The 25,499-nt window shown below is 41.2% G+C and carries 25 protein-coding genes and 1 other annotated feature; of the genes, 9 read left to right on the plus strand and 16 right to left on the minus strand.

All coding sequences use genetic code 11. The annotated features are described in order from the left end of the window. Positions 1 to 95: 95 nt before the first annotated feature. From ppsR to M992_RS10885, 9 genes are all read left to right on the plus strand, one after another. Positions 96 to 959 carry a posphoenolpyruvate synthetase regulatory kinase/phosphorylase PpsR gene (gene ppsR / locus M992_RS10840; protein ID WP_047255544.1) on the plus strand — a complete coding sequence of 288 codons (864 nt, stop codon included), beginning with the start codon at positions 96 to 98 and terminating at the stop codon, positions 957 to 959. 123 nt (positions 960 to 1,082) lie between these two features. Next, on the plus strand, positions 1,083 to 2,129 hold the full coding sequence (locus tag M992_RS10845; RefSeq protein WP_053908621.1) for a 3-deoxy-7-phosphoheptulonate synthase: 1,047 nt from the start codon (positions 1,083 to 1,085) through the stop codon (positions 2,127 to 2,129). 396 nt (positions 2,130 to 2,525) lie between these two features. After that, positions 2,526 to 2,708: a hemin uptake protein HemP gene (hemP, locus tag M992_RS10850; RefSeq protein ID WP_053908622.1), complete on the plus strand. Its 183-nt coding sequence runs from the start codon at positions 2,526 to 2,528 to the stop codon at positions 2,706 to 2,708. A gap of 384 nt (positions 2,709 to 3,092) precedes the next feature. After that, positions 3,093 to 5,114, plus strand: a complete 2,022-nt coding sequence (locus M992_RS10860; protein WP_053908624.1) for a TonB-dependent hemoglobin/transferrin/lactoferrin family receptor — start codon at positions 3,093 to 3,095, stop codon at positions 5,112 to 5,114. Between the two features lie 27 nt (positions 5,115 to 5,141). Continuing rightward, on the plus strand, positions 5,142 to 6,191 hold the full coding sequence (locus M992_RS10865; RefSeq protein WP_053908625.1) for a hemin-degrading factor: 1,050 nt from the start codon (positions 5,142 to 5,144) through the stop codon (positions 6,189 to 6,191). A 17-nt stretch (positions 6,192 to 6,208) separates the two neighbouring features. Continuing rightward, complete coding sequence (locus M992_RS10870) at positions 6,209 to 7,030, plus strand: heme/hemin ABC transporter substrate-binding protein (protein ID WP_047255539.1); 822 nt, start codon at positions 6,209 to 6,211, stop codon at positions 7,028 to 7,030. Further along, complete coding sequence (locus tag M992_RS10875) at positions 7,027 to 8,028, plus strand: FecCD family ABC transporter permease (RefSeq protein WP_053908626.1); 1,002 nt, start codon at positions 7,027 to 7,029, stop codon at positions 8,026 to 8,028. The genes M992_RS10870 and M992_RS10875 overlap by 4 nt, the downstream gene beginning before the upstream one ends. A gap of 2 nt (positions 8,029 to 8,030) precedes the next feature. Continuing rightward, the gene (locus tag M992_RS10880; RefSeq protein ID WP_053908627.1) at positions 8,031 to 8,825 is read left to right on the plus strand and encodes a heme ABC transporter ATP-binding protein; all 795 of its coding nucleotides are present in this window, start codon (positions 8,031 to 8,033) and stop codon (positions 8,823 to 8,825) included. A 667-nt stretch (positions 8,826 to 9,492) separates the two neighbouring features. Continuing rightward, on the plus strand, positions 9,493 to 9,864 hold the full coding sequence (locus M992_RS10885; RefSeq protein WP_047255536.1) for a helix-turn-helix domain-containing protein: 372 nt from the start codon (positions 9,493 to 9,495) through the stop codon (positions 9,862 to 9,864). A 143-nt stretch (positions 9,865 to 10,007) separates the two neighbouring features. Here the strand turns inward: M992_RS10885 and lplA are convergent, their stop codons facing one another. The 16 genes from lplA to M992_RS10960 form a co-directional block, all read right to left on the minus strand. Beyond that, complete coding sequence (lplA, locus tag M992_RS10890) at positions 10,008 to 11,024, minus strand: lipoate--protein ligase (protein ID WP_053908628.1); 1,017 nt, start codon at positions 11,022 to 11,024, stop codon at positions 10,008 to 10,010. Between the two features lie 100 nt (positions 11,025 to 11,124). Beyond that, positions 11,125 to 11,607, minus strand: coding sequence for a C40 family peptidase (locus M992_RS10895; protein WP_053908629.1), 483 nt, complete (start codon positions 11,605 to 11,607; stop codon positions 11,125 to 11,127). Positions 11,608 to 11,736: 129 nt separating this feature from the next. Further along, complete coding sequence (gene arnF, locus M992_RS10900) at positions 11,737 to 12,147, minus strand: 4-amino-4-deoxy-L-arabinose-phosphoundecaprenol flippase subunit ArnF (protein WP_053908630.1); 411 nt, start codon at positions 12,145 to 12,147, stop codon at positions 11,737 to 11,739. Beyond that, on the minus strand, positions 12,144 to 12,491 hold the full coding sequence (arnE, locus tag M992_RS10905; RefSeq protein WP_053908631.1) for a 4-amino-4-deoxy-L-arabinose-phosphoundecaprenol flippase subunit ArnE: 348 nt from the start codon (positions 12,489 to 12,491) through the stop codon (positions 12,144 to 12,146). Before arnE ends, arnF begins: the two co-directional genes overlap by 4 nt. After that, positions 12,488 to 14,146, minus strand: a complete 1,659-nt coding sequence (arnT, locus tag M992_RS10910) for a lipid IV(A) 4-amino-4-deoxy-L-arabinosyltransferase (RefSeq protein WP_053908632.1) — start codon at positions 14,144 to 14,146, stop codon at positions 12,488 to 12,490. Before arnT ends, arnE begins: the two co-directional genes overlap by 4 nt. Before the next feature lie 6 nt (positions 14,147 to 14,152). Next, positions 14,153 to 15,046 carry a 4-deoxy-4-formamido-L-arabinose-phosphoundecaprenol deformylase gene (gene arnD / locus M992_RS10915; protein WP_053908633.1) on the minus strand — a complete coding sequence of 298 codons (894 nt, stop codon included), beginning with the start codon at positions 15,044 to 15,046 and terminating at the stop codon, positions 14,153 to 14,155. Continuing rightward, the gene (gene arnA / locus M992_RS10920) at positions 15,046 to 17,028 is read right to left on the minus strand and encodes a bifunctional UDP-4-amino-4-deoxy-L-arabinose formyltransferase/UDP-glucuronic acid oxidase ArnA (protein ID WP_053908634.1); all 1,983 of its coding nucleotides are present in this window, start codon (positions 17,026 to 17,028) and stop codon (positions 15,046 to 15,048) included. The genes arnD and arnA overlap by 1 nt, the downstream gene beginning before the upstream one ends. Then, positions 17,028 to 18,020: an undecaprenyl-phosphate 4-deoxy-4-formamido-L-arabinose transferase gene (arnC, locus tag M992_RS10925; RefSeq protein ID WP_053908635.1), complete on the minus strand. Its 993-nt coding sequence runs from the start codon at positions 18,018 to 18,020 to the stop codon at positions 17,028 to 17,030. Before arnC ends, arnA begins: the two co-directional genes overlap by 1 nt. Beyond that, the gene (gene arnB, locus M992_RS10930) at positions 18,020 to 19,165 is read right to left on the minus strand and encodes a UDP-4-amino-4-deoxy-L-arabinose aminotransferase (RefSeq protein ID WP_053908636.1); all 1,146 of its coding nucleotides are present in this window, start codon (positions 19,163 to 19,165) and stop codon (positions 18,020 to 18,022) included. The genes arnC and arnB overlap by 1 nt, the downstream gene beginning before the upstream one ends. Positions 19,166 to 19,289: 124 nt before the next feature. Beyond that, the gene (locus M992_RS10935; RefSeq protein ID WP_053908637.1) at positions 19,290 to 20,093 is read right to left on the minus strand and encodes a vitamin B12 ABC transporter ATP-binding protein BtuD; all 804 of its coding nucleotides are present in this window, start codon (positions 20,091 to 20,093) and stop codon (positions 19,290 to 19,292) included. Positions 20,094 to 20,113: 20 nt separating this feature from the next. After that, positions 20,114 to 21,121, minus strand: a complete 1,008-nt coding sequence (btuC, locus tag M992_RS10940) for a vitamin B12 ABC transporter permease BtuC (protein ID WP_053908638.1) — start codon at positions 21,119 to 21,121, stop codon at positions 20,114 to 20,116. Positions 21,122 to 21,234: 113 nt separating this feature from the next. After that, positions 21,235 to 21,531, minus strand: coding sequence for an integration host factor subunit alpha (ihfA, locus tag M992_RS10945; protein WP_047255523.1), 297 nt, complete (start codon positions 21,529 to 21,531; stop codon positions 21,235 to 21,237). Positions 21,532 to 21,535: 4 nt separating this feature from the next. Next, positions 21,536 to 23,923 carry a phenylalanine--tRNA ligase subunit beta gene (pheT, locus tag M992_RS10950; RefSeq protein WP_053908639.1) on the minus strand — a complete coding sequence of 796 codons (2,388 nt, stop codon included), beginning with the start codon at positions 23,921 to 23,923 and terminating at the stop codon, positions 21,536 to 21,538. A 14-nt stretch (positions 23,924 to 23,937) separates the two neighbouring features. Continuing rightward, positions 23,938 to 24,921, minus strand: coding sequence for a phenylalanine--tRNA ligase subunit alpha (pheS, locus tag M992_RS10955; protein WP_053908640.1), 984 nt, complete (start codon positions 24,919 to 24,921; stop codon positions 23,938 to 23,940). Positions 24,922 to 25,154: 233 nt separating this feature from the next. After that, positions 25,155 to 25,278 (minus strand) — a sequence feature (Phe leader region). Next, complete coding sequence (gene pheM, locus M992_RS15635) at positions 25,228 to 25,272, minus strand: pheST operon leader peptide PheM (RefSeq protein WP_134473794.1); 45 nt, start codon at positions 25,270 to 25,272, stop codon at positions 25,228 to 25,230. (Overlaps the previous feature by 45 nt.) Positions 25,279 to 25,380: 102 nt before the next feature. Next, on the minus strand, positions 25,381 to 25,499 hold a 119-nt coding region (locus M992_RS10960), incomplete at its 5' end, for a 50S ribosomal protein L20 (RefSeq protein WP_147638180.1).

The following is a 25,499-nucleotide window of genomic DNA, read 5'->3' on the forward strand; positions in this document are numbered from 1 at the left end:
TTTTTAAATTAAATAAAATATCGGTAGATTATTAGTTTTGTTTATAAAACCCTACTAATTTTGAATATTTATCTATATAACTCAAAGGTCACAATATGACTCCCCTGACAAATAGCGTAATTAATGAAACTAATAATACCCAAAGAACTGTTTTTTTCATTTCAGATGGCACAGCGATTACGGCAGAAATTTTAGGCCATGCAGTTCTTTCTCAATTTCCACTAACATTTGTTTCTTATACGTTGCCATTTGTCACCACAGAACAACGCGCTGAAGAAATAAAACAAAAAATAGACAGTATTTATCAAAGCACACACACCCGACCGTTAGTTTTTTATTCAATTATCTCACCTTCAGTGCGCAAAATAATTACCCAAAGCACCGGTTTTTGCCAAGATATCGTGCAAACCTTAGTCGCACCTATTCAAAAAGAAGTGGGTTTAGAGCCTGAGCCGATATTAAATCGTACCCATGGATTATCACGCCAAAATTTAAATCAATATGATGCTCGTATAGCGGCAATTGAATATACCTTAGCGCATGATGATGGTGTTTCTTTACGCAATTTAGATCAGGCGCAAGTCATTTTAATCGGTGTTTCACGCTGCGGAAAAACGCCCACCAGCCTGTATTTAGCCATGCAATTTGGTATTCAAGCGGCTAACTATCCCTTTACAGCAGATGATATGGATAATTTGCAATTACCGGTAGATTTAAAACCGCATATCCATAAACTATTTGGTTTAACCATCAGCCCAGAAAGATTAGCTGCAATCCGTGAAGAACGCCGTGAAAATAGTCGCTATGCATCATTACGCCAATGTCGAATTGAAATCGCAGAAGTCGAAGCTTTATTTAGAAAGAATAAAATCAACTATTTAAATACAACTAATTATTCGGTTGAAGAAATTTCGGCCAAAGTGATTGATATTATGGGGCTACAGCGTCGTATGTTTTAAATTCCTATTTTGCATAAAATCTGTAATAACCTATCGCTAGCGGTTGAATTTGACGTGTTTTCGTTTATTGTGATCTCTATCACTAATGCAGCATGGCCTTTGGAAACATATTGAGAAAGTAAGATGCATAAAACTGATGAACTACGAACCCAGAGAGTTGCGAGCCTGATCACTCCGCAAACACTGGCTGATGAATACCCGATTTCCTTGGCTGTCGCTGAAAATGTGACAATGTCACGCAGACGTATTGAAGCTATTTTAGCCGGTGATGATCCTCGCCTACTAGTAATAGTTGGTCCTTGTTCGATCCATGATATTGATGCAGCGTTAGAATATGCACAAAAACTCACGGTATTACGTGAAAAATATCACCATCGACTCGAAATCGTCATGCGTACCTACTTTGAAAAACCTCGCACGGTGGTTGGCTGGAAAGGCTTAATTTCTGATCCTAATCTGGATAACTCTTGCCAAGTAAATAAAGGTATTCGCCTAGCAAGAAAATTATTAATCGATGTGAATCAATTAGGCATTCCGACTGCCACTGAATTTCTCGATATGGTCACAGGCCAATATATTGCCGACCTCATTAGCTGGGGGGCTATTGGCGCACGTACGACTGAAAGCCAAATTCACCGAGAAATGGCCTCTGCGCTCTCTTGTCCTGTGGGCTTTAAAAATGGAACCGATGGCAATACACGCATTGCGATTGATGCAATCCGTGCTGCACGTGCCGGGCATATGTTTTTGTCCCCGGATAAGACCGGACAAATGACCATTTATCAAACCCAAGGCAACCCGTACGGACATATCATTATGCGCGGCGGAAAGCGGCCTAATTACTCAGCCGGTGATATTGCCGATGCCTGTGATAAATTGCGCGAATTCGATTTACCAGAGCATTTGGTTGTCGATTTTAGTCACGGCAATTGCCAGAAAATCCATCGCCGACAATTAGATGTTGCCCGTGATATTGCCCAGCAAATCAAAGATGGCTCAAGTGCAATCGCCGGCGTTATGGCTGAAAGTTTTCTGCTAGAAGGCACACAAAAAATGATCGCCGGCCAACCATTGACTTATGGCCAATCGATTACCGATCCTTGTCTTAGCTGGCAAGATACTGAACTGTTATTGGCATTATTAGCCGAAGCAGTTGACAGTCGTTTTTAAATTCAACGTCTATCATCACGCCCAAATACTGCACAACTAGCAATCGCAGTAATCTATAAAGCCAGAAGATCACTCACTTTCTGGCTTTTATACTGTGGTGTCCTCATCTGCCAGCCCTCTTCATTTTGACTTTCTGTGTTTTCTAGTGACTAAAGACTTCTTGCTCTTGCTTCTTGCTTCTTGCTTCTTGCTTCTTGCTTCTTAGATTATGATTTGCGGCAATAAATTATTGAGCAATACTCGATAGGTAATCAATCGCTAATTATATGTTAAATATTAATTCTAGTTGTAAATAATACTTGATGTTATCTCACAAGTTAAAGATAATGATTCTCACTATTAAAGAGATTATCACTTAGATTGTAACGATAAACTATTAACTTATATTGATAAACTATGTCTGATTTGCATCTTAAGCATTTAAAAGAAGATAACTCACAGAAATCATCATCTGACGTTGTTGATTATATCGACAGCCACCAGCTATTAGGTAAAAACGGACGGATACATATTCGCCATCGTGGTGAAATTTATCAGCTTAGGCAAACCCAAGCTGGAAAGCTGATTTTAACCAAATAACGACTGTTTTATCGATTATATATACTTAATTTAGTGTTTATTTTACTCTGCAAGCCACCCAGATCTCCGTATCCAGGCAGCCAGCTTTCACATCCATACAATTAGGAAAGGATTTCCTATGGAGTTAAAACTGATGTCTGCATTTGCTGTTACGCCTCAAAAAATCTATTTATCTGATGCGACGCTTAAGCGTACTTCCACACATACCCCAAGCAATCATAACAACGAGAGTGAAAATATAGTCGCTCCTTTGAGCGCCAGTTCCTCCATTTCAATACTCGCGATTAGTGGTGATTGATTAATTTTTTTAATTAAACAATAGCCATGTAATAGTGCGATTGAACGCGCATTACCACCTAAATTTATGTCATGGAGATCGTCTTAATGTCAGCTATTTTACGCCTGTCAGTACTCGCAGCCACCATCGCTAGTGTATTATCCCCTGCACAAGCTGCAGAAAAAGAGACAGCAAACTCACAAAAAAAATCTAAAGATATCATCACCGTATATGCGACTGGTAACCAGCGTGACAGCTTTGAAGCTCCGATGATGGTGACCGTCATCAAAAATAATTCACCGCAAACCCAAACCGCTAGCACCGCCAATGATATATTGAAAAAAATACCAGGAATTGATGTTTCTGGTACGGGTCGCACTAATGGCCAAGATGTTTCAATGCGTGGCTTTGGGCCAAAAGATATATTGACCCTGGTAGATAATGTACGCCAAGGCACTGATACTGGGCATATTAATGGTACCTTTATTGATCCCGCCCTAATTAAACAAGTCGAAATTATCCGTGGCCCTTCGGCATTATTATACGGCAGTGGTGCTATGGGCGGTGTTATAGCGTGGGAAACTGTCGATGCTAAAGATTTATTAAAAGATAATCAAAATTTAGGCTTTAGAGTCTTTACTACCGCTGCTAGTGGCGATCACAGTTTCGGATTTGGTGGTTCAGCTTTTGGTCGTAACGAAAAATTCGATGGTTTATTTAGCTTTGTTGCCAAAGATGTCGGCAATATTCGCCAAGGTGGTGGCGAAGAAACGACAAACGATGAAACTATCAGCAACCTATTAGCCAAAGGGAGTTGGTTGATTGATGATAGCCAAAAATTAAGCGGGCAATTGCGTTATTATAATAACGATGCTTACGAGCCTAAAAACCCGCAAGAAGTTAAATCAAACGACAAATCTAATCCTGACACGAATCGCACAACTCGGCAACGAGATACACAGCTCACTTATCAGCTCAAACCCGCAGATCAAGATTGGCTGAATCTCAAAACGACCGCCTATTATTCAGAGGTCAATATTACGGCCCGACCAACCGCCAAAGCGATAAATACTGGCTATGAAGGCCGTCAGCAGAAAACCTATGGGCTGAAAGTAGACAATCGTAGCAACATATATAATTTGCCTATTGCCGCACATAATCTGACTTATGGGGCTGAAACTTATCAACAAAAACAAGATCCTTTTGCAAATACCACCAGCTTTCCTAACGCTAAAATCACTTATGGCTCGGGTTTCTTGCAAGATGAAATTACACTTAAAGATCTGCCGATTTCATTTATTGCCGGTACCCGCTACGACCATTTCAAAAGTCAATCAGATGGTAATAGCAATATTACCGCAAATAATTGGTCCTCAAAAGGCGCCGTAAGTATTACCCCAACCGATTGGTCGATGTTGTTTGCCTCCTATTCTGAAGCGTTCCGCGCCCCAAGTATGGGAGAAATGTATAATGATGCGAAACATTTTGAGATCCGTGGACGAGTTAATTATTGGGTACCTAATCCAAACCTAAAACCTGAATCGACTCAAACCAAAGAATATGGCTTTGGCTTACGATTCGACAATCTACTGCTGGATAACGATGGCGTACAATTCAAAGCCAGTTACTTTGATACCAAAGCTAAAAACTATATCGATACCTACGTTGATATGGCCAAAATGACCACTCAATCGGTAAATATTGATGATGTTAAAATTTGGGGTGTCGATGCCACACTAAGCTATAACACCGACTATTTCAATTGGGATCTAGCATATAACCATACCGCAAGTAATGGTAAAAGCCCACAAACGGGCACACCGTTAACTTCTATCAAACCTGACTCAATTACCAGTACCTTAAATGTCCCTATTCAAAATAGCGGCTTTGCCGTGGGATGGATTGGCGAATTCACCAAACACACTGATTATTCAGATTCAGACAAAATGCAACAGCAATCCGGTTATGGTGTAAGCGATTTCTATCTAAGCTACCAAGGTGAAGGCTCACTTAATGGATTTGGCTCTAGCGTGGTTTTAGGCAATGCATTTGATAAACAATATTATTCATCACAAGGCATCCCACAGGATGGCCGTAATGCCAAGCTGCTTGTCAGCTATCAATGGTAATTCACTTAATATTCAAGGAGATACACTGTGAATTCATCACTTTATGAGCGTTATCAACAGGCTAAAACAGAAAATAAAGCGAAATACGCTCGTGATTTAGCTGCCTATCTCGACGTTTCAGAAGCTGAGCTTCTGTATGCGCGTGTTGGGATTGATGGTGCTAAACGCCTAGATGTAGATGCACCAACCTTGTTAACCGCATTGGAAAAAGTCGGCGAAGTAAAAGCAATCACTCGCAATGAATATGTAGTACACGAACAAGTTGGTCGCTATGAAAACGCTCGCTTTAGCCCACATGCAGGGTTAATCCTCAATCCTCGCGCATTAGATTTAAGAATGTTTTTTGGTCACTGGGCCAGTGTTTTTGCCTTAACTGAGGCGTCGAAACATGGGGAACGTCATAGTATTCAATTTTTCGACCATCATGGTGATGCGATACATAAGGTATATACCACCGAAAATACGGATATGGCAGCATGGCAGGCATTAATCGAACAATATGTGAGTGATGAAAATCCACTATTAGCCCTTAAACCCGCGGAGCCATTCACTCAAACGCCGATCAGTGAAGAACTGAAAAATCAGTTAGAGCAAGAATGGCGTAATATGACGGATGTTCATCAATTCTTTAAATTATTAAAAAATAATAATTTAAGCCGTCAGCAAGTGTTCCGCGCAGTCAGCGATGATTTAGCGTGGCAAGTTCCGCTAGATTCATTTAATCAATTAACACAAACCGCATTTGCTGACCAAAATGAAATCATGATTTTTGTCGGTAACCGTGGCTGTACCCAGATATTTACTGGCCGAATTGAGCGTTTGATGCCTTATCAAGCTGAAGGTTCACCACTAAAATGGCTGAACATTTTCAATCCGGATTTTACACTGCATATGATTGAGAACGGTGTGGCGGAATGCTGGGTAACGCGGAAGCAAACTCAAGATGGTTTTGTTACCAGTCTGGAAGTTTTTGATAATCAAGGAAATCAAATTGTCCAAATGTATGGACAACGCACTGAAGGCACGCCAGAACAAACACAATGGCGCAATCAAGTGACTGCACTTCCAAAAATTTAATCTTCGGAACTGAAAATATGAATAAATGGTTTCTTCTTGCAGTGTCTGCCCTGCTCACTTTTTCAGCCCAGGCCACTGAACGTATTGTTACTTTAGGTGGCGATATCACCGAGATAGTCTTCGCCTTAGGTGCAGGAAAACAGGTGGTGGCTCGTGACAGCACCAGTCGTCATCCACAAGCGGCTTTGGCGCTGAAAGATGTCGGTTATATGCGCATGCTTAATGCCGAAGGTGTATTATCAATGCGCCCGACATTGGTATTAGCCAGTGAGCTGGTCAAGCCCTCCATTACATTGACACAAATCGAAAAAAGTGGCGTCAAGATTATCAATGTGACCGGTGAACCTGCATTAGAAGCCATTCCTAAGAAAATACGTACTCTTGCTGAGGCTCTTGACAGTACCGAGCAAGGTGAAGCGTTGATAGTTAAATTCAATCAACAACTGGCTAAAATATCGACTCAACCCATTGACAAAAAAGTTTTATTTATCATGAGCCATGGGGGCGTTATGCCACTGGCTGCCGGGCAAAAAACCGCCGCCGATAGCATTATCCAAGCCACTGGCGCTAAAAATGCGATGCAAGGATTTACTAGCTATCGGCCACTCTCTCAAGAAGGTGTGATAGCCAGTCAGCCCGATTTGATTTTAATGACCGAAGAAGGAATTAAATCCCTCGGCGGTATCGATAAAATTTGGCAATTGCCCGGCATCGCACTTACTCCAGCCGCTAAACATCGGGCATTGTTAGTAGTCGATGATATGGGGCTGCTTGGATTTAGCCTCAATACACCGCAAGTTATGCAGCAGATCCGTGGAGCGTTAGAGACGACACCATGAACCGTTTTAAATATCCTGCGATGGGTCTCTGTTTATTGCTATTAAGCTTAATTATCATTGTGTTGATCGTGTCTAATCTGGGCGCCATGTCACTTTCATTTTCAATGCTATGGCAACTGCCAATGTCAGATCCACTGTGGCAAATTTGGCTCAATATTCGTTTGCCGCGAATATTACTGGCCATTCTCATTGGTTTAGCCTTAGCCGTTTCAGGGGCAATAATGCAGGGATTATTCCGTAACCCCTTAGCTGATCCTGGGTTATTAGGCATTAGTAGTGGCGCTGCATTAGCGGTCGCGGCCTTTATTGTGATCCCATTTTCACTGCCCAGCATTTTAGCTAATTATGGTCATCTCAGCGCGGCATTTGTCGGTAGCTTAGCTGTTTCGATGATTATTTTTAGCTTAAATAGACTCTCGAGCGGTAACCTCTCCCGTTTGCTACTCGCCGGGATCGCTATCAATGCCTTGTGTATGTCATTTGTTGGCGTGCTTAGCTACATTAGCGACGACCAGCAATTACGCACCTTTAGCCTGTGGATGATGGGCTCGTTAGGTAAAGTTGATTGGCAATCGTTGTTAATCGCCACTTCAGTAATTTTACCCACCTGCTTTATGTGCTTCTTGCAAGGAAAAAAGCTAAATTTATTGCAGCTCGGTGATGAAGATGCTCATTATTTAGGATTACAAGTTGAGCGTACTAAATTTACTCTGCTATTACTTAGCGCTCTATTAATTGGTTGTGCTGTCGCCATGAGCGGTGTGATTGGCTTTATCGGTTTAGTCGTCCCCCATTTAATCCGCATGACTTTTGGGCCTGATCACCGCTGGTTGCTCCCCGGCTCGGCGTTGGTTGGCGCAATATTGCTATTAATTGCCGACACGATTGCCAGAACCTTAGTCGCTCCGGCCGAAATTCCCGTCGGTTTACTGACAGGGCTGATCGGTGGACCTTACTTTTTATGGTTGATCCTGCGCCAGCCTGTCGGAAAAATGTAATCATGCATATATCGAATAAAACGTTATTACTCGAAGCCAAGGATCTGCAATTTACCCTTGGAGAACAACAGATTATCCGCGATATTAGTGTGTCGCTTCATCAACACGAGTTGATTGCAATTATTGGCCCAAATGGTGCCGGAAAATCAACATTAATGAAGCTATTAACTGGTTTTAGCCAACCCACCAGCGGACAATGTTTATTAGACAATAAACCACTAACGCAATGGGATAATAGATCATTAGCCTTAAAGCGCGCCGTAATGAAACAGCAGAGCCAACTGAACTTTCCATTCAGTGTCGAGGATGTCATTACCATGGGGCGCTCACCGCATGGCAGTGCGTATTTAGAACAGGCATTACTGGCAGTATTAACCCAAACAGATAGCCTACATTTACGCCATCGAGATTATCGTCAACTCTCTGGCGGTGAACAGCAGCGAGTTCAATTAGCGCGCGTACTGGCGCAATTGTGGCAACCGACCCCCACCCCTAGCTGTCTATTTCTAGATGAACCAACCTCTGCATTGGATCTATATCATCAGCAACATAGCTTACGTCTACTACATCGCCTAAGCCGTGAACAACCGCTAGGAATTTGTTGTATTCTGCATGATCTCAACCTAACCGCACTGTATGCGGATCGGGTGTATTTAATCCATCAAGGTCAACTGGTCGCGACAGGTACTCCTACAGAAGTACTAACTGAAACACAATTAAATCGTTGGTATAAAGCTGATTTAGGCGTATTCCCTCACCCTGAATCCGCAGTACCACAAATTTATCTGCGTCAATAATCATTTCAAAAGTAGCTCGCCATAACGCGACCTGCCTTTTGTTTCCTCGCCCCTTTAAGTCAATAAATCTAGCTTAAAGGGGGCATACATTTTGCCTATCGATTCGATTTAACAATAATTACGCTATTGAGCTATAATCCTAGTCATGATCATAATAAAAGAGTCACAATCAATTCACTGAAATAGAGATGTAATATTGTTTTATTTATCACCAGCTTTTAGATGAAAACCAGTTATTAACCCTAACTTATTCAATATTTATAGCGTGTATAAAAAACAATATAACTCGATAATTCCGTATTATTAAATAGAAAAATAATTCTAATAATGATAATTAATGTAGAGAAGGTTTTTCATTTTCTTGCTAAATAAAATCGATGAAGAGCAACAATATTTCTGAACAATCAAATCAATCATCTATAATTCAACCAAAATTAATGGTCTCTACCAACATATAATTAATTGATATTATTAAGTATTATTTTTAAAATTTATCAATTACACTGATATTGAGTTTGATTTCACCTATCTCAGTGATAATTATTACCAATTTAAAATAGCACGTTCTGCCTATCGATTTTATCTAGAATTGATAAGAATAGACTGTAGTTTCTTACGTTATTATTTATTTTAAATGAGTTATCATCCGCCTTGTTAGGAGTCAAATATGTCAGAGAGTATAGTTAACGATATTGTTAAATGGCTGGAAACTCAATTACAGCGTAATGAAGGGATTAAAATAGATTCTATCGCTGATAAAAGTGGTTATTCTAAATGGCATTTACAGCGAGTATTTAAAGAATTCAAAGGTTGTACGCTGGGAGAATATGTGCGTAAACGTCGCTTACTTGAAGCCGCTAAATCATTACGCGAAGGTAATTCATCTATTTTAGATATTTCTTTACAATATGGTTTTAGTTCACAAGCGACCTTCACTCGGATCTTTAAAAAACATTTTGATACCACACCTGCAAAATTTCGTCAAAATGGTCAAATCCCTGAATGTAAAGGTTTTATGTCTTGCAGTAACCGTCACTAATTTGATAACCAGATACATTGATTATTAATCAAGAAATGAAAAATTAATGCTTCAAAAAGCTAAGAAGTGAACACTTAAGAAAACAACAATAATATAAGCAGATTAAAGCCGGTCATTTTATACCGGCTTTGCTGTATCAATAATTAACTCACTTGCTGAATCAACCACGCTTCCAACTCGACTAATTGCGACCTGAGATCTGGCCATTGCTGATACATTTGCTGAGTTAATGCTCTCATTGTATCGACTTGATAATTTTGCCCGTGTAAATGTTCACTTAACCATTCAAGCGGTGACGGATCTAAACTATCAGTAAAAATTTGGCAATCACTAATCACGCCCTTCTCAATATTAAAATGCAACTCAACCCCACCCCAAGTAAAACGGGTATCTGCTAATTGAGAAAATAGCGGTGTTTGTCCAAAATTCCATGCCCAGCTAGATTGTTTAGCAAAAGTCGCATTAAAATTAGGTAAGTCGGGCAGTTTTTCTGGCGATATATATTCAGGAGCGACGGTTTCACCATAAAAGGCAAAGAAACTATCAATTATTCCTTGGCAAACAGTTTGATGTGATATTTCAGGCATCAATTCAGCTAAATTAGCCACACGACTGCGTACAGAAGTTATTCCTTTCGCTTGCAACTTTTTGGGATCTGGATGCAAATAATTAGCCAAACGGCTCAAATCTGCATTAATCAATACAGTCCCATGATGAAAACCCCGATCAAGTGTTTCACGATAAGCCGAACCCGATATTTTTCTCGCGCCTTCGGTAGTATTTACTAATAAATCGTTTCTGCCTGAAATTTCAGCATCAATACCCACATTCGCTAAACCATCAACAATAATTCGGGTCGACACCGTTTTGTCATATTCAGGCTTACCGGCCATAAACGTGAAGCAAGTATTGCCTAAATCATGAAAAACTGCCCCACCGCCGCTACTGCGACGAGCCAGCTTAATTCCATCTTGAGCCATTTTCTGGGTATTGCACTCTTTCCACGGATTTTGAGCTCGGCCAATAACTACGGTATCCGCATTACGCCAGAGGAACATAACCCGCTGATCAGCCGGCATTTGGCGAAAAATACATTCTTCAACCGCTAAGTTGAACCAAGGATCATAGGATTCTGATATTAATAAACGAAGGGATGACATAAGCTATCTCATAACAATATGACTTTTTTATAAGATAGCATATCAAGGCTGTTTAGGGGATAGCCGTACCGCCAAGAGAACCGCATATTAGAGGCTGGAATTAAATTCGTCGTGCTTGCCAAAAGACTTTGCGCCAATAGACATTATCCATCGATGAGCGGATCACTCCTTTGCTCGTCGAGGCGTGGATAAAGGTATTATCTGTATCATAAATACCAACATGTAATCCATTTTCACCTGAACCCGTTTTAAAGAATACTAAATCTCCAGGCATTAAATCATCTTTGCGGATTTGTGTGCCAAGTGAAGTTTGAGCAATCGTAGTTCGCGGTAATTGTATAGCAAAGCGATCGCTAAAAGTACGATACACAAAACCAGAACAGTCAACACCACCTCGGTCTAATCCTCCATAACGATAAGGCGCACCGTACCATTGTTCTAACTGATCTTTCAATTGAGCAATAGTCATTATAGGGTCTGATAGTTGTGTTTTTAATGGCGGGGGCGAATGCTTCGGACCCGAACTACAACCGATTAATAATAAACTTAATAATAATGGCCAGTGGTGTATTGTTAGTCTCATTAGGCGCCTATTTATCCGTATTGAATGTGATAACCGTCTTGCTAATCATTACCCAAAGTAGGGACAATAACCGCCCCAGTAATTAATACCCCAACCTCAAGTTTAGTGTCAACTAATCAATATAATGAGTTACTGTTTTGTCGCTGGCGATTTGTCTGGTTTCATCGGTTGGCTTATCAACCAAATACCAAATAGAATAAAAATAATTCCTAACGTTTTTAAACCGCTGGCTGTCTCATTGAACCACGGTAAGAATACCGCTAGCAAATAAACAAAGACATAACTCAAACTAATCAATGGATAAGCCTTATTGAGCGGTATATATCTTAATGCTAATAACCAACACAGCATAGAGAGTACATAAAAAATCAAGCCAATAAAAATACTTCCCAATGCCATTTTATTGGCTACAAACCAATCAATTTGTAGCCAATGCCAACCTAACTCAAACGAAGGAAGCCCAACTACGCCTATTTTCAGGCAAAGTTGGGCAGCAGTCGCCAATAGCACACTGCCAATGCCCCAAAAATAGCCCTTCATCCGTTAAGACTCATAAGTAAAATTCCGACCATAATCGCCAACACCCCTAACCAATGTTGTTTACCCGTTTTTTCATGATAAACACATTGGCCTATAAGGGTGACTAACACAAAATTAATACTAAGCATCGGATAAGCTAAACTTAACGGCATAGTTTCTAGTAGTTTAAGCCAAAATAGCATACCAAAACCGAGCAATAACAGCGCCAGCACCAGCCATTTAATCGCCGATACTGACTTGTTAATACGCTCACCCTGCCAACAAACTACAGCTTGTTTCTGGGCGATTTGCCCTGCGCAGGTCAGTAGACTCACCAACAACAGTAATAATAATTGTCCGATCATTGTTGATGATACACCGCAAGTGCCATACGAGAATTACTAAACACTTCATCAGCCGGTGGAATATCCGGTAACGGCTCCCGCTTACGCAGCAAGAATACCACTGTAACTTGCCCTTCTTTACGTGCTTTTGCTAACCACTGCGCAAAATTATCCGCTTTGATTAAACGATGTTGACTGTCAGGATATTCCAGTCCATAAGTTAACTCGCCACTGCTATTGTACAGATAAATTTGTGACCGTTTGGTTTCCCATGCTAATCCAGCCGCCAGCCCCACATTATTAGCCACGATATAACGGCTATCCATCAAAATATCATGATTCTGATGAATAAAATTCTGGGGCAGTTTAGAGTCAATTGTATTTTGTGGCAGCGCATTGCCAATACATAGGCTCACCGCTAATGAGCATGCTGCTGCCCATAACCAATGCTTGGCATTTAAAACTAAGCTCAAATAACCAATAATACCCCAAATAGCAAAGGCCACTATCCCTAAAACTAATTTTGGCCATTCATCTGGTTCAAAAATAGGATGCTTAACAAATAATCCCATAATAACTAACGCGATAACCGCTAATACCCCAATGCTAACATTGATTATGCCGTTAGCTTTCATTGGGTTCATGTTGCCATTACGTACGCAATCAACACCAAATTTAGCCATCATTAACGCCAGAGGTGCCATAAATGGCAGCATGTAGGTCGGCAATTTACCTTTAGATATGCTAAAGAATATGAATGGGATCACTAACCAGCAAAAGAGGAAGAACATTTCAGGATGAGATCTACGCTCCCGCCAGCCTTTAGCTAGCGCCCCCGGCAACAATCCTAACCATGGGATAGCCCCTAATAAGATCACCGGAATATAGTACCAGAACGGGGAGGCATGCTGAGCATCATCCGCAGTAAAGCGTTTTACATGCTCAATCCAGAAAAAATAATTCCAATAGTCAGGCTGCTGTTTCGCCACCGCCAATGCCCACGGTAAACTAATTAATACCGCAGAAATAATAGCCAGTGGACCAAATTTTACCATTTCAAGGAATCTTTTCTGGTATAAAGTCACCGGGATCATCGCAATAACCGGAATTGCCAGCGCTAAGAATCCCTTGGTCATAAAGGCCATACCGCAAGCTAAACCTAACATAATCCATGCCACTATTTTGCTACGCACACTGGAACTTTGCAGTGCCCATAAACAACAAAACATACTGGCGGTTATCCATAAGGAGAACATTGGATCGAGCACGCTATATGTACCGACAGCAAAAACTAAGAACATCGATACATAAATAAAACTGGCGACAAAGGCAATATGGCTATTACGCCACATCATTTTTGCCATTTGATAAATCAATAAGGCACTCACAAAAATACAAAATACTGAACCAAATCGAACCGCAAAGTTATTTTCGCCAAACAGTAACTGGCTGATATTATTAATCCAGTATCCTGCGACTGGCTTTTCAAAATAACGTATATCCAGAAAATAAGGGACTATCCAGTCGCCACTTTGTAGCATTTCACGACTAATTTCTGCATAGCGAGTTTCATCGGGTTGCCAAATAAGGCGACCATTAAGTGGTAGTAGGTAGGTCAAGGCAAAAAACAGAGCCAACAGAAAGGCGCCTACTTTGCTAGCCCGCTTATTCAACATATTTATTTATCCCTTTTGCTGACAGCCCAGCCAACCTTCTCTTCCCGGAAAAGATGAACGCACAACTTTACCGAGCGGAAGCGATTGAATATCATCAGGTAGTAACTCAGTGAGTTTACAGAATTGAATATTTTCTTGTTGTATTTTTTCAAGTAACGCATCAAATTGCGCCGCCTTTGACATCCCTTCGACTTCAGTATGGATGGTGTAAACCGGCACGCCCTGATCGTCTTTTATCGCTTGTAGGATGTAGTCATTAAAATCATTATCGCTGATAATAGTTCCAACCACTTCATCATAAGTTGGCAATGTCACAGGTATTTGTACCGTACCTATCGAACCATCAGTCAGGATCGGGCGGAAAGGATACTGCCCTCTACAATCGCTATTATACTGAAAACCAAAGCCCTGCTTAACATCAAGTACTCGTTCATCAGCACGCCATCCTGCAACCGCGGAGCACATAACTGGCTGCCCAATCGCTTGCTGCAGTGCATCAACACCCAGCTTAACTTGTTGGTTAAGTTGCTGTTCTGACCAACGTCCGACTTTCGCCTGCCATCCCTGATGATCCCACGCATGCAGACCGACTTCGTGGCCTTCATCCAAGGTTTGTTTCATCAGATAACCTAAATCTTTGGCGATTTTTTTACCTGGCCACGCAGTGCCTGCCAGTAAAATATCCAGCCCGTACAGAGATGCAGCATTTGACCTTAGCATTTTCCATAAGAATTTAGGCCGTAAGAGGCGCCATAAATGACGCCCCATATTATCCGGCCCAACACTGAAGAAAAAGCTGGCCTGAATGTCATGCTTTTTGAGTGCTTTAAGCAGTTGTGGAACCCCTTGTTTAGTACCTTGGTAGGTGTCCACATCAATTCTCAAGCCAACTTTTTTCATCAGTTTTTACCTAACTCTTCTACCGCACCTTGCAAGAAGAAATCTAACGTTTCATCGATAGTATCTTTCATGTCAATAGTAGGTACCCAATCCAATAGAATACGGGCGTTTTCTACGCTTGGTTTACGGTGTTCAACATCCTGATATCCTTTACCATAGTAGCTGCTGCTTTCAATTTCACGGAAGCCAGCAAATGGAGGGAAATATTTGCGTGATGGATGTTTTTCAAAGCTTTCAAGCAGCATTTCTGCTAATTGACGAATACTTGCTTCGTTAGTTGGGTTACCAATATTGATGATCTGGCCGTCACATTTGCCGTCTTTATTTTCGATAATACGGAACAATGCTTCGATACCATCTTTAATATCAGTGAAACAACGTTTTTGCTCACCACCGTCAACTAACTTGATAGGTGAACCTTCAACCAGATTCAAAATAAGCTGAGTAATAGCACGAGAGCTACCGATACGCGCAGAATTCAAGCTATCTAAACGCGGTCCCATCCAGTTGAATGGACGGAATAAGGTAAATTTCAGGCCCTCTTTCTCGCCGTATGCCCAGATAACTCGGTCAAGCAACTGTTTAGAAACAGAATAAATCCAACGTTGTTTATTGATTGGGCCAACAATCAGACGTGAGTTATCTTCATCAAACTCTTTATCATCACACATGCCATAAACTTCTGACGTCGATGGGAAGATAATGCGTTTGTTATATTTAGCGCAATAGCGAACTACTTTTAAGTTTTCTTCAAAATCTAGCTCGAATACACGTAATGGATTACGGGTATATTCGATAGGCGTTGCAATTGCCACCAATGGCAGAATAACGTCACATTTTTTAATGTGGTATTCAATCCATTCGGTGTGAATACTGACATCACCTTCGATAAAGTGGAAATTAGGATCGCCAATAAAACGGTCAATTGCCGAAGAACTGATATCCATACCGTAGATTTCGTAGTTACCATCACGTAATAAACGTTCAGTTAAATGGTTACCAATGAAGCCATTGACGCCCAGAATTAAAACACGTTTACGGCGTTTGATAAGCGCGGTTGGTTTAGCGCCAACACGGACATCAGTGACGATCCCCATTTCTGTCGCTAAGCGATTACCCTGCATATATAAGCCAGATTCGCTTTGACCACTGATAACTTCAATTATACCTTCAGCACAAACGATGCGTAGCGGGTTAGTAGAGATAACCGTCCCCGGACGTTTGTCGCTATTTTCAGCCAGAATACGTGCACGCCAGATAATCATCTTACGCTCACCGAGGTAAGTGAAGGCGCCTGGGTAGGGTTCAGTAACCGCGCGGATCAGGTCATAGACTTCTTTCGCAGAACGATTCCAGTCAATCAAGCCATCAGCCGCGGTACGACGACCGAAATACGTCGCTTCGCTCTCATTTTGAGCTATTGCTGTGTACGTCGCTTTTTCAATTTGTGGTAACACACGCGTTAACAATGTTGCTGCCGCTTCACGCACTTTTGCATGCACAGTCAGTGAAGTATCTGTCTCGGTAATAGTCACTTTTTCTTGTGCGATGATATCACCAGCATCAGCTTTAGCGACCATTTTATGCAGCGTCACGCCTGTTTCTGTTTCGCCTTTCAATACCGCCCAGTTGATCGGTGCACGGCCGCGGTATTTTGGTAATAAAGAACCGTGCAGATTAAATGCACCTTTTGGCGCTAATGCCAGCAGTTCTTCATTCAACATATCACGATAGTAGAAAGAGAAGATTACCTCAGGTTTCAGTTCACGGATACGCTCTACCCATAATGGGTGATTTACATCTTCTGGCGCATAAACCGGAAGTTCCATCTCCGCACTGACACGCGCGACAGATGAATAAAAGTGATTCTCACTAGGATCATCGGTATGCGTAAAGACAGCTTGAATATCGAAACCCGCTTCTTTAAGCGCTTTCAGCCCAACACAGCCAATATCATGATAGGCAAAAACAATAGCTTTCATTAGTTTTCTTCCTGATTTTTGTCGGCTTTAACATCTGTACCGACTACTTTTTGAATAAAATAACGGGGGCGTGCACGTACATCATTATAAATCCTACCGATATATTCACCGAGTAGGCCCATAGCAACAAACTGTGCGCCTATAAACATAAAGAGTATGGCGAATAATGTGAAGACCCCTTCCGCGGCCCACATTGCCCCAAAAATAAGACGCAGCACAATTAATAATACTGCTAAGAGGAAGCCAGAGACGGCAATCACACTGCCAACAACGCTCAGCAAACGTAATGGCGCAGTAGTCAAACAGGTAAGCAGATCATACATCAAGTTGATCAGCTTCATAAAACTATACTTGGAATCGCCAAATTCACGTTCGGCATGCGCTACATCGATTTCGATAGTTCTGCGCGCAAAAGTATTGGCCAAAATAGGAATAAAGGTACTTCTTTCATGACATTGCAACATTGCCTGAATAATATGGCGACGATAAGCACGCAGCATACAACCATAATCGCCCATTGAACGACCGGTTGCACGAGTGATCATTGAGTTGATCATTTTTGAAGCGGTTTTACGGAACCAAGAATCTTGACGATTCGCACGACGTGTACCAACAACATCGTAACCTTGCTCAGCAGTTTTCACTAAACGAGGGATCTCCTCAGGCGGATTCTGTAAATCAGCATCCAGCGTAATAACTAAATCACCATCAGCTTGATTAAAACCGGCCATAATCGCCGAATGCTGACCGTAGTTACGGTTTAAGATAATAGCAATAACATGATTATCTGGATTTTCAGCCGCTTCGGTTAATAATTTAGCGGAGCGATCACTGCTGCCATCATCCACTAAGATTAACTCATAAGTTTGAGATAATTGCTTACACGCAGCAATAGTCCGTTCCAGCAAAATAGGTAGGCTCTGCTCTTCATTATAAACAGGAATAACGACTGAAACTTTTTTTATTTCTTCAAATTCATCTTTAAAAGACACTATTTCGACTCCAAAAGGATTTCATTTATTGCTTTAACAACGCGATCAACATCAGCATCTGTCATATCTGGGAACAATGGCAGCGAACATAATGTTGCTGAATTCCATTCAGAATGCGGTAATGACAGTTCAGGATAACGCTCACGATAATATTTTTGAGTATGAGCAGCACGGAAATGTAATCCGGTCCCAATATTTTTTTCTTTTAATTTTTCCATAAAGCTATCGCGATCAATACCGCAACGATCTTTATCTACTCGTACCATCAATAAATGATTGGCATGAATATGTGGATAATCAGGCACGCTTAATAATTGTAATGGCGAATCGTTCAATGCTTCGCGATAACGTGTAGCTAAAGCAGCACGACGAGCATTCAATTGCTCGACTCGCGATAATTGCACTACGGCAATCGCGGCATGAATATCGGAAAGATTATATTTAAAGCCGGGCTCAACTACTTCTGCCTGCGGTTTTCTACCTTGAACTTGACGATCAAACGCATCGACACCTAATCCATGAAATTTTAGACAGCGAACACGGGCTGCGAGTTCATCGTCATCAGTCGCCAATAATCCCCCTTCCGCACAAGTCACATTTTTTATTGCATGGAAAGAAAAAATAGCGGTGCCTGTTTGTCCAATCCAAACATCTTTATAACGAGTACCAACAGCATGAGCAGCATCTTCAATTAACGCCACACCTGCGTTCTTAGCGATAGCACGTAAAGCGTCAAGATCACATGGCGCCCCTGCATAGTGAACAGGAATAATCGCTTTGGTTTTGGCAGTAATGGCATTTTTAACTGCGTCTGGCTGTACCATCAATGTATCGCGATCGACATCAATCATGACCGGTTCAGCACCCAGCAACGTAATCATGTTGATAGTTGATACCCAGGTTTGTGACGGAGTAATCACTTCATCGCCAGGGCCAATACCCAGCGCCATTAATGCAACGTGCATACCCGCAGTTGCAGAGGCTAATGCGATGGCATGTTTACAGCCGTAACGCTGACAAAAATCCTCTTCGAGCTGATGATTCTGCGGCCCTGTCGTAATCCACCCAGAACGCAACACCTGTTCTACTGCGTTAACCTCTTCATCTCCAATTGCTGGACGAGAAAAAGGAAGAAAATTATTCATATCTATGCAGCCTAGTTTTGCCAAATGAAAAAATATTTTAGCTAATGCTAATTTAACCAAGCATCAACTGTTAATTTATTTTATGTATATGTGCTAAAAACCAGTGATTAAAACAACTTTTTGTTTAGCCGTCAAAATTAATTACCTGCCAAAACTGTTTAGTTGATTTTTCACTCAATTTTATCGGGGCACCAAATACGTCTGAAAGATTTTTTTCGGTCATAACATATTCAGGTTGACCCGATGCTAATAATTCACCTTGCCGCATTAACCATATTCGGCTGGCATGCTCATAAGAATGATTTAAATCATGCCCGCTCATTATAACGGTTCCTTCTCTCCGACAGAAATATTTAATCCATTTATCTAAATTAGCTTGATGAATAATGTCTAAATTATTCTTTGGCTCATCAAATAAAATAAAATGTCCTGCCAAAGAACCCGTCTTCCAGACCTGTAAAAAAGCAGCAATAATTTTCACCCGTTGCCACTCTCCTCCCGATAACTGTTCGACAGATTTAGATAATAATGGATGTATTTGAAAATCATCACATAATAATTCCAACACCTTACTGTCTAAAGCCACAGTTGGATAACATAACGCTAAAAACTGAAATACTTTTAATGCGGGTATTGATGTCGATTGCTGTAATAAATAACTGCGGATTACTGCCAATTCTGCTGCTGAATATTTAGCTAACTCATGACCACCGATAAAAATTTGACCTTGATACGATAAATATCCACTAAGCGCTGAAATTAATGAACTTTTACCCGAACCATTCGCGCCGATTAAATGTATTTGTTCACCAGCGTATACCTGTTGAGAAATATTTTTCAGACGCTGATCAATAAATAAATTAATAATCTCAATTAATATACTTGGCTGTTTTGTTGTTTTTATCGTAGGTGTAATAATTGGCTGCATAATAGCTATCTAGCCTCATTTCAACGCCAGTGATTATTGCGTATTAATAAACCGATAAATAAAGGGACCCCCAAAGTCGCGGTAATTACGCCAATCGGAATTTCTGCATTAGATAATAATAATCGCGATAATATATCAGCTAGTAATAAACCTGCGGCACCCGCCAAGGCACAAGCTGGTAATAACATCCGATTATCAGTTAATCCCGCTAAACGTAACAAATGTGGTACTACTAAGCCAACAAAACTAATCGCTCCGGCAATCGCCACGCTGAGACCAATTAAAATTCCACTCATCACAATCAAAATTAAACGCCAATAATATGATGAAACACCCAATTGATAAGCTTGGATATCCCCTAATGAAAGATAATTTAATACTCGGCCCTGTAATATTAACCCCAATAAACAGGGGATACTGGCTATCAACATCCAACTCTGTCGCCAATCAACGCCACTAAAACTGCCCATCATCCAATATAATAATTGACGTAAATCTAAGCTGCTACTGAGATACACCATCCATGTCATGATGGCGCCACAAATTACACCTAGCGCCACTCCAACCAATAAAAGACTGGTGTTACTAAAATGCTTTCGACGGGCAAAAAATAATAAAATAAAAGTTAATAGCAGTGCTCCTGCTATCGCCCCAAGGCTCAATAACCAATAAGGAGCTATCCCGTGATAAAGTAAAACAATGAATACTACCGCAACCCCCGCCCCATTACTGATGCCTAGTAATCCCGGTTCAGCTAACGGATTTTCAAACAGCGCCTGCATAACTGCGCCGGTAACTGCTAACCCAGCACCAACCACTATCACCGCTAACACACGTGGCAAGCGAATATTCCAAACAAATAACTGTGCCGCATCACTGCTCCACGACGTCGGCCACAGCCAAATTTCGCCAGCACTTAATGCAAACAACATAATAACCAATAAAAAACCGACCAAAAGCAGAATAAAGCGGCTATCTGCTCGTTTTTGGCGCTGATTAAACTGTTGAATAAGATTTGTCGTTTGCATGGGAAATTAGATGAGTCATCAGTGATAATAAAGAATTGAATTCTACCGCGTATTAGCAAGCTGCGTAAAATAAAAGACCGCCTAGGCGGTCTTTTAACTGAACTCTAACTCAATTATTCTTTTGGTGTTGCTTTTTCTACTCGGCTTTTTAATTTTTGGCCTGGGCGGAAAGTGACAACACGGCGAGCTGTAATTGGAATATCTTCGCCTGTCTTTGGATTGCGTCCAGGACGTTGATTCTTATCCCGTAAATCAAAATTACCAAATCCAGATAATTTAACTTGTTCGCCATTTTCTAAAGAACTGCGAACTTCTTCGAAGAAATATTCTACGAGCTCTTTGGCATCGCGTTTGCTAACACCAAGTTTTTCAAACAGATTTTCTGACATTTCAGCTTTAGTAAGCGCCATAGGTTTAGTCCCTCAAGGATGCTTGGAATCGCTGTTTTAACGCAGCAACACACTGATCAACGGTCGCGGTAATTTCCTCTTCTTCCATGGTACGCTGGGTATCTTGGAAGGTAAGGCTAATAGCAAGGCTTTTATAACCTTCTGCTATCCCTTCACCACAATACACGTCAAACAAGTTTATGCCAACTATATGATTTATGCCAACTTTTTTACATTCAGCTAGCACATCAGCTGCAGCCACATTTTCAGGTATCACCACAGCAATATCACGGCGGTTCGCTGGATAGCGTGAAATCTGTTTCGCGTCAGGCAGTATACGCTCTGCAATCGCATCCCAACGAATTTCAAATACTACTGTGCGGCTGTTTAGATCCAGTTTGCGTTCAAGTTCTGGATGAATAACACCGATGAATCCAATATATTCATTTTCCAGATAAATTCCAGCACTTTGACCCGGATGAAGCGCAAAATGAGCTTCTTGTTTAAATGTAATTTGATTCAGCTTGCCAGTCAATTCTAAAACAGCTTCCAGATCCCCTTTTAAATCAAAGAAATCGATAATTTGTTTATCAAGTGACCAGTGTTCTTCAAAACGATTACCCGCAATGACACCTGCCAGCATTAATTCCTGACGAATTCCATATTCTGCTTTAGTATCAGGAACAAAGCGCAGACCCGTTTCAAATAATCTCACACGACTTTGCTGACGATTTTGATTATAGACTACAGTGGTCAGTAATCCTGTCAATAACGAGAGTCGCATTGCAGACATATCTGCTGAAATTGGGTTAGGTAAAATCAGAACCTCTTGTTCTGGATGGACTAATGCCTGAATTTTTGGATCAACGAAACTGTAGGTAATCGCTTCTTGATAACCACGGTCAACCAGCAAAGTTTTAACACGTTTCAATGGCAATTTAGCTTCTTTATGCTGCGTCATAATTAAATCAGCACGCACTGGTACATCAGGAATATTGTTATAACCGTATAAACGGGCAACATCCTCGACTAAATCTTCTTCGATAGCCATATCAAAGCGCCATGACGGGGCAATTACATCCCATGAGCCCGAGTTAACTGTGACTTGGCAACCTAAACGAGTCAAAATATCAGTGACTTGTGAATCATCAATATGATGACCTAATAAGCGATCTAATTTTTTGCGCGTTAAAGTGATCGTAGATGCTTTCGGTAAATACTCTTGATGAGTAACATCAATAATATCCGCAGCTTGTCCGCCACAAATATCCAATATCAGCTGAGTAGCACGCTCCATCGCTTTAAATTGTAATTGTGGGTCAACACCGCGCTCAAAACGATGAGATGCATCAGTATGCAATCCGTAGCCACGTGCACGGCCAGTGATCGATAATGGATTAAAGAACGCACATTCTAACAGAATGTTTTTAGTCCCATTGTTAACCCCTGAATGCTCACCGCCGAAAATACCCGCAATCCCTAACGCGCCAGTTTCATCTGCAATGACTAATGTATCTTGAGTTAACTTAGCTTGTGTACCATCGAGTAGGACTAACGTTTCGTCGGGTTGCGCCATACGAACAATAATAGCACCGTTCAATTTATCTAAATCGTAAGCATGTTGTGGTTGACCCAGTTCAAGCAATACAAAATTAGTGATATCTACCACCGGATCAATTGAACGAATACCGCCACGACGCAGTTTTTCTTGCATCCACATTGGCGTAGGTGCTGTTACATCGATATCTTTAATCACTCGACCTAAAAAGCGAGGGCAAGCTTCTGGAGCATCAACGCGGATAGGAAAACTGTCATTAATTGTCGCTTTTACTGCGGCAATTTCTGGTTCAATCAGCGTCATTTTGTTGGTTGCTGCGACATCGCGAGCCACACCTAAAATGCTTAAGCAGTCGGCACGGTTTGGTGTAATGCTGATTTCAATCGCGTGATCATTTAATTTTAAATAGTCACGAATATCTGTGCCTATCGGAGCATCCGCCGGTAATTCTATAATGCCGCTGTGATCTTCTTTAATACCTAACTCAGAAAATGAGCACAGCATCCCTTCAGACGGTTCACCACGCAATTTAGCCGGTTTAATTTTGAAGTCACCTGGTAATACTGCGCCAACAGTAGCTACAGCCACTTTTAGCCCTAAACGGCAATTTGGTGCGCCACAAACGATATCCAGTAAGCGTTCACCGCCTACATTCACTTTTGTTACGCGCAGTTTATCGGCATTTGGGTGCTGTCCACACTCAACAACTTCACCGACTACAACACCGTGGAATTCACCCGCAACCGGCTCAACACCATCAACTTCTAAGCCAGTCATTGTGATTTGATCAGATAATGCTTCACTATCAATGGCTGGATTTACCCACTCGCGTAACCAGAGTTCACTGAATTTCATGAGATAATCCCGCCTTATTTAAACTGTTTGAGGAAACGTAAATCATTTTCGAAGAATGCACGGAGATCGGTAACACCATAACGTAACATGGTTAAACGCTCCATTCCCATACCGAAGGCAAAGCCGGAGTAAACTTCAGGATCGATGCCAACACTGCGCAGAACATTTGGATGAACCATACCGCAGCCTAACACTTCTAGCCATTTACCATTTTTGCCCATGACATCAACTTCTGCAGACGGCTCAGTAAATGGGAAATAAGAAGGACGGAAACGCACCTGTACTTCCTCTTCGAAGAAGTTATTCAGGAAATCATGCAATGTTCCTTTCAGATTAGTAAAGCTGATATCTTTATCAACAATTAAGCCTTCGGTTTGATGGAACATTGGAGTATGCGTTTGATCATAATCGTTACGATATACTCGGCCCGGTGCAATAATACGGATAGGTGGCTCTTGCCCTTGCATAGTGCGAATCTGCACACCAGAAGTTTGGGTACGCAGGAGACGAGTCGCATCAAACCAAAACGTATCATGATCAGCACGCGCTGGATGATGAGGAGGAATGTTTAATGCATCAAAGTTATGGTAATCATCTTCAATTTCTGGACCTGATTCAACAGAGAAACCGAGCTCACCAAAAAACGCTTCAATACGCTGAATAGTACGGGTGACTGGATGTAAGCCCCCATTTTCCATACGGCGGCCTGGCAGCGATACATCAATAGTTTCTGATGCCAAGCGTGCATTAAGAATATCTGCTTGCATTTTTTCTTTGCGAGCATTTAATACTTCTTGCACTTGAACTTTAGCTTCATTAATCACCGCCCCTGCTGCTGGACGCTCCTCAGCAGGCAGATCACGCAGCGTTTTCATCTGCAGTGTTAAATGGCCATTTTTGCCTAAGTATTCAACACGCACTGATTCTAACGCAGCAACATCCTGGGCTTCCTCAATGGCTGCTTTTGCCTGTGCAACCAACTCAGCGAGATGTGGCATTGTTTCCCCTTTATGACCTCATGGTCGTTTAACTAGTTATCAATTGATAGTAGATATAACCTTCACATTTCGAATTACCACGAGCACAGCATGAAACAGCGGCGGAGAAGCTCATCGAGTTAACTCACTTGCTACATTGCTATAATTCTAATTGTGTAGATTATATATTAACCACTATACAAACTATGAAAAGACATTCATCTGATTTTAATGCATTTTTACAAAAAACTAAAAACAAAAAAGCCTCCATCAGGAGGCTTTAGCGTAACTTTTCGTTTTTTCTCTTACGCAGATAAGCCCCGTATATCAGGCACTAAAGTAAAAGAAAAAGCGAAAAATCAATGTTTTCATGGGGTTAATCTGCCGTTTTATTTAGCATTTAAAATTAGCATTTCTACTATTAACTGACTGTTAGATAAAGTAAAAGAGGAGAAAAATCTCCCCTCTTTTAACTAGCAGTTATGCTAAAGCACTTTTCGCTTTTTCAACTAAGGCCGTGAATGCGGCTTTGTCGAATACTGCGATGTCGGCTAAAATCTTACGGTCAATTTCAATTGAGGCTTTTTTCAGGCCATTGA

Source organism: Moellerella wisconsensis ATCC 35017 (assembly GCF_001294465.1).
Taxonomy (GTDB): domain Bacteria; phylum Pseudomonadota; class Gammaproteobacteria; order Enterobacterales; family Enterobacteriaceae; genus Moellerella; species Moellerella wisconsensis.

What these genes read in the sequence shown, in the direction of transcription:
- ppsR (WP_047255544.1), top strand. Translation starts at nt 96, where the DNA reads ATGACTCCCCTGACAAATAGCGTAATTAATGAAACTAATAATACCCAA.
- M992_RS10845 (WP_053908621.1), top strand. Translation starts at nt 1,083, where the DNA reads ATGCATAAAACTGATGAACTACGAACCCAGAGAGTTGCGAGCCTGATC.
- hemP (WP_053908622.1), top strand. Translation starts at nt 2,526, where the DNA reads ATGTCTGATTTGCATCTTAAGCATTTAAAAGAAGATAACTCACAGAAA.
- M992_RS10860 (WP_053908624.1), top strand. Translation starts at nt 3,093, where the DNA reads ATGTCAGCTATTTTACGCCTGTCAGTACTCGCAGCCACCATCGCTAGT.
- M992_RS10870 (WP_047255539.1), top strand. Translation starts at nt 6,209, where the DNA reads ATGAATAAATGGTTTCTTCTTGCAGTGTCTGCCCTGCTCACTTTTTCA.
- M992_RS10875 (WP_053908626.1), top strand. Translation starts at nt 7,027, where the DNA reads ATGAACCGTTTTAAATATCCTGCGATGGGTCTCTGTTTATTGCTATTA.
- M992_RS10880 (WP_053908627.1), top strand. Translation starts at nt 8,031, where the DNA reads ATGCATATATCGAATAAAACGTTATTACTCGAAGCCAAGGATCTGCAA.
- M992_RS10885 (WP_047255536.1), top strand. Translation starts at nt 9,493, where the DNA reads ATGTCAGAGAGTATAGTTAACGATATTGTTAAATGGCTGGAAACTCAA.
- lplA (WP_053908628.1), bottom strand. Translation starts at nt 11,024, where the DNA reads ATGTCATCCCTTCGTTTATTAATATCAGAATCCTATGATCCTTGGTTC.
- M992_RS10895 (WP_053908629.1), bottom strand. Translation starts at nt 11,607, where the DNA reads ATGAGACTAACAATACACCACTGGCCATTATTATTAAGTTTATTATTA.
- arnF (WP_053908630.1), bottom strand. Translation starts at nt 12,147, where the DNA reads ATGAAGGGCTATTTTTGGGGCATTGGCAGTGTGCTATTGGCGACTGCT.
- arnE (WP_053908631.1), bottom strand. Translation starts at nt 12,491, where the DNA reads ATGATCGGACAATTATTATTACTGTTGTTGGTGAGTCTACTGACCTGC.
- arnT (WP_053908632.1), bottom strand. Translation starts at nt 14,146, where the DNA reads ATGTTGAATAAGCGGGCTAGCAAAGTAGGCGCCTTTCTGTTGGCTCTG.
- arnD (WP_053908633.1), bottom strand. Translation starts at nt 15,046, where the DNA reads ATGAAAAAAGTTGGCTTGAGAATTGATGTGGACACCTACCAAGGTACT.
- arnA (WP_053908634.1), bottom strand. Translation starts at nt 17,028, where the DNA reads ATGAAAGCTATTGTTTTTGCCTATCATGATATTGGCTGTGTTGGGCTG.
- arnB (WP_053908636.1), bottom strand. Translation starts at nt 19,165, where the DNA reads ATGAATAATTTTCTTCCTTTTTCTCGTCCAGCAATTGGAGATGAAGAG.
- M992_RS10935 (WP_053908637.1), bottom strand. Translation starts at nt 20,093, where the DNA reads ATGCAGCCAATTATTACACCTACGATAAAAACAACAAAACAGCCAAGT.
- btuC (WP_053908638.1), bottom strand. Translation starts at nt 21,121, where the DNA reads ATGCAAACGACAAATCTTATTCAACAGTTTAATCAGCGCCAAAAACGA.
- ihfA (WP_047255523.1), bottom strand. Translation starts at nt 21,531, where the DNA reads ATGGCGCTTACTAAAGCTGAAATGTCAGAAAATCTGTTTGAAAAACTT.
- pheT (WP_053908639.1), bottom strand. Translation starts at nt 23,923, where the DNA reads ATGAAATTCAGTGAACTCTGGTTACGCGAGTGGGTAAATCCAGCCATT.
- pheS (WP_053908640.1), bottom strand. Translation starts at nt 24,921, where the DNA reads ATGCCACATCTCGCTGAGTTGGTTGCACAGGCAAAAGCAGCCATTGAG.